Genomic DNA, 4,108 nt, shown 5'->3' with positions numbered 1-4,108 from the left:
TGGTATAAAATACATTACTTAAACTATATATTAGAATGGAGAAAGTGAATTGGAATTATTAAGAAACAGTAAGGTTGGTACAAAACTAAACATATTAATAACTATATCAAGTATTGCATGTATAGTATTATCCCTAATAGGGTTTTGGGGGTTAGAAAGAGGGAAAAGTACTTCCTCTAATATGTATGAGGATAATTTACTGCCAATTGAGTGGATTGGAATTGTAGAATCTAATTTTTATCACGTTAATATGAACTTTATGGAAATAATGTTATCAAAAGATGAAAAAAGAATGAACGAATTAATAAGAGAAATGGATGGGATTCGTAAGGAAAATGATCATCTTTTAAAGCAGTTTGAGGCTAAACTTATTTCTACTAAAGAAAAAGAATTATATAACACGTTTCATGAAACATTTAATGAATTAAGGACTCAAATGAAGAAAGCACAAGAATTAGGGAAGTCTAATAATGAGGAAGCATATGCATATTATCTAAAAGAGATTGAACCTAATATGCAAAAATCAATAAAATCAATTCGTGAATTGATTTTATATAATAGTAATAATGCAGAGCTTTTACAGAAGGAAAATAATAATAGTGCTCAAAATACAATGATAATGTTTGTTAGTATTTCGATTTTAGCAATTTTAATAATTATATTAATTGGATATGTTATTAAATTAACTATCCGAAAACCACTTGCATTACTACAAAATGATATGGAAAAAGTAGCAGCTGGAGATTTAACAACACGTACTCCTTATAAAGCAAATAATGAATTAGGGCATATTGTTCAGTCTTTTAATAGTATGTTAGATAACCTTCAACAATTAATTGCGAATGTTAAGATGACAACACAAGAGGTTATTTTTACTACGGAGGGCGTATTACAAGATACAAATCGAGCGTCTAGTATTTCAAATGAGGTTGTACAGACTGTTTTAGAAGTAAAAACAAAAATAGAAGGACAGGTAACTAGTATTCAGGAGAGCTCATCCTCAATGGAAGAAATTACAACCGGGGTGCAAACTGTAGCTGAATCTTCAGCAGTAGTCGCTGAGGTAGCAGTAACGACTACAGAACGAATAAATATCGGTAGTGAAGTGATAAATCACTCTATTCTTCAAATGAATAGTGTGCATGATGTTGTCGAGGAAACATCAAAAGTAATAAATAAACTTGTTACACGTACACAACAGATTGATACAGCTCTCGCTGCAATTACTAATATTGCCGAACAAACGAATCTTCTTGCCTTAAATGCCGCTATTGAAGCGGCACGTGCTGGAGAGAATGGGAAAGGATTTGCAGTGGTTGCCGCAGAAGTTCGAGACTTGGCTGAGCAATCTAAAGAATCTGCAAAAGAAGTTAATCATTTAATAAAATCCATTCAAAAAGATACCCAAGATACAGTTAATGTCATGCAAAAAGGACAACAAAAGGCAGTAGAAGGAAAAGAAGCTGCTTACAAAGCGAATCAAACCTTCTTGTCTATTATGAGAGATATTGATAAGATTACAGGTCAAATTCAAGAAGTATCCGCAGCGACAGAAGAGATGTCTGCTGGTACAGAAGAAGTAAATGCTTCTCTTTCGCTAGTTTCTGAAACTGCAACGGATGTGAAAAAGGAGACTCTTCAAACTGTAAATTCAATTCAATCACAGGCCGTATCAATTGAACAAATATCAATCCAATCCAACAAAATGAAAGAAAAGGTGGAAGAATTAACGGAATTGGTTTCAAAATTTAATATTACAGAACAAAAAGAATGAGTAAATTGTAAAAGATTAGGTACGGCTATCAGCCTAAAAATAATTGATTTTTTACGATTAAAAAGATTTTAGTAATTAATTCAATCACAAGTGTAATAACATGTATAAAAAACATGAAGACTTAAGAGTCTTCGTGTTTTTTTTATTGAATGATGTCTGAAAAAATATTGATAATTATACGATATTTTGGAATTTATCACAAAATATTCATATATGCAAAATTACATACATTTAATGATTGATAATCACGAGTTAATGTAACTATAATAATTACACTGATAAGTAACTTATTGACGACAGTTATAAGTGAAGAAGGAGGGCTTTATTGTATTTTGTATATAAAAAAATAGAGAAGGAGATATGCAAATGAAAAGGTTACTTGTTATAGGCCTAATGTATACAATGTTTTTCCTCATAGGAAATATACACTTACATGCTGATGAACGAATAAATGCAAAAAAAATTACTAGTTTAGAAGAGCCTACTTGGATATTTCAGGCGGGCATAAATAAGGGGAAATATCATGACCGACAAGATTTAGGATTTATTTTGAGGAGAAATACACCATTAAAGGTAAGACAAACAAATCCTAATTTTAAAGACAAATTAACATTACGTTTATTGTCTAATGACTCAAAAAATGAAAAATCCATACAAGTAGGAAATGAATGGGTTACTATCCAAGGTGATACGTCTTTAGTTCCTTTCATAGATACTCCGTACGGTGAAGAGCACGCTGTACTTGAGTACCAAGTAGGGAATGAAAGTGCTACTAAACCCCTTCCCATTTATAAACAACAAGGAAGTGTATCTCAATTTTTTAGTGCATGGGATCAATTTGATGGAGAGTATGCGTTACTTCAAGGGGAGAGTTTTCAATTATTTGTACCTAAAAAAGATAAAGAGTTAGTAAGATCTTTAAAAGATTTTCAATCATTGGATGAGTTAATTGCGTATTATGAAGATATTTTTGTGATGTATGATTCAATTATTGGTTTAGATGGCTCAACGTTTGAAAATAAAAAAAGTCAAAATCGTTATTTCTTAAAAGCAGATATATCTGGTGCTGGCGGTGCCTATTATGGCACAAATTGGACAGCGAATAGTACAGATAGTACAAAGATGTGGTTAGATAAACTAAGTTGGGGAACTTTACATGAAATCGCTCATGGATACCAAGCTGGTTTTGATAATCAAGGAATATTTACAGGAGAAGTTTCTAATAATCTATTTGGTGTTCAATATCAATATAGTAAATACGGCAAAAAAGCAGATCAACTTGGTTGGTTGTTTAATTTCGGGAAAAAGGAACAGGTAGAACGGAATTTATATAATGCTTTAATGAAAGAAAATAAAAATTATGATGATTTAGATTTACGACAAAAACTTATTCTTTTAACGATGGCGAAACAAAAAGCTGGCGATGAAGCATTTGCAAAAATGTATCAAGGTTATCGAAAACTAGCTAGCAATGCTGCTTTCAAAAAAGGTGACCATTCTTTACCAGATTTAATGAATCAGTATTATAGTGAGAATGGACAAGTTGATTTTACACCTGTTTTTGAAAGGTGGGGCTTTAAGCTTAATCATAAACAAATAGAGATGAATAGGGCGAAAGGTTTTCCGGCTGTTACTTCTTTAGCTTATATAGTGCCTGAATCACAATTAGCGAAAGCAAGAGCTATAGTTGATCCTGATATTCCGATAAACTCCAACTTCGAAATAGTTACGAATCAGCAAATTGCTCCACTTGGGCTAAAAGGGAATTTGCATATCCATTTAAATACAAATGAAATAGATACATTAAAAGGAGGAAAAATTAAATTAAAAGAAGGGAATACAGTTATTCAAGAGAAAACAATTGAAACAACAGATATCAATTTACAAGACATACCAAATGGAGTGTATACGGTTGAAATTTCAGGTGGGAAAACGAATAGTATGTACCATTTCAGTTCGTATTATGCCTATGTAAAAGAAAAAGATAATAGTCTAAAGATTGATATTAACGAAATGAAAGTGAGTAAGTTGGTAAATGAAACGATTCAATTCCTAGGATTAGGAGATGATCAGTTTGCCGTATTAAATACAGACTTAGAGCAAAATCGAGCTATTTTTACGATTACTACTAAAACGCCTCATAGCTATTATGCAGGTGAAAAATATGCATCGATAGAGGTCTTTAATGAAAAAGGTGAAAAAATTTATACGAAGGAAATGGAAGGAACAAATGTAACAATTGTAAAAGATATCATTCCACTAAAAGAGGGATATAGAATTAAAATCTATCATGATGAAATAAAAAAACGATTAACTAGTAAAGCTACTATTATT

The 4,108-nt window shown here is 31.5% G+C and carries 2 protein-coding genes; both read left to right on the top strand.

Features of this window, described 5'->3' with window-relative positions; genetic code table 11:
- Positions 1–49 precede the first annotated feature (49 nt).
- Complete coding sequence (locus GBN78_RS28930; protein WP_088046453.1) at positions 50–1,774, top strand: methyl-accepting chemotaxis protein; 1,725 nt, start codon at positions 50–52, stop codon at positions 1,772–1,774.
- Positions 1,775–2,140: 366 nt separating this feature from the next.
- On the top strand, positions 2,141–4,108 hold a 1,968-nt coding region (locus GBN78_RS28925), incomplete at its 3' end, for a putative mucin/carbohydrate-binding domain-containing protein (protein ID WP_152127996.1).

The organism is Bacillus sp. B2-WWTP-C-10-Post-4 (assembly GCF_009183805.1).
Classification (GTDB): Bacteria; Bacillota; Bacilli; order Bacillales; family Bacillaceae_G; genus Bacillus_A; species Bacillus_A cereus.
This window is presented reverse-complemented; position numbering and strand designations above follow the sequence as displayed.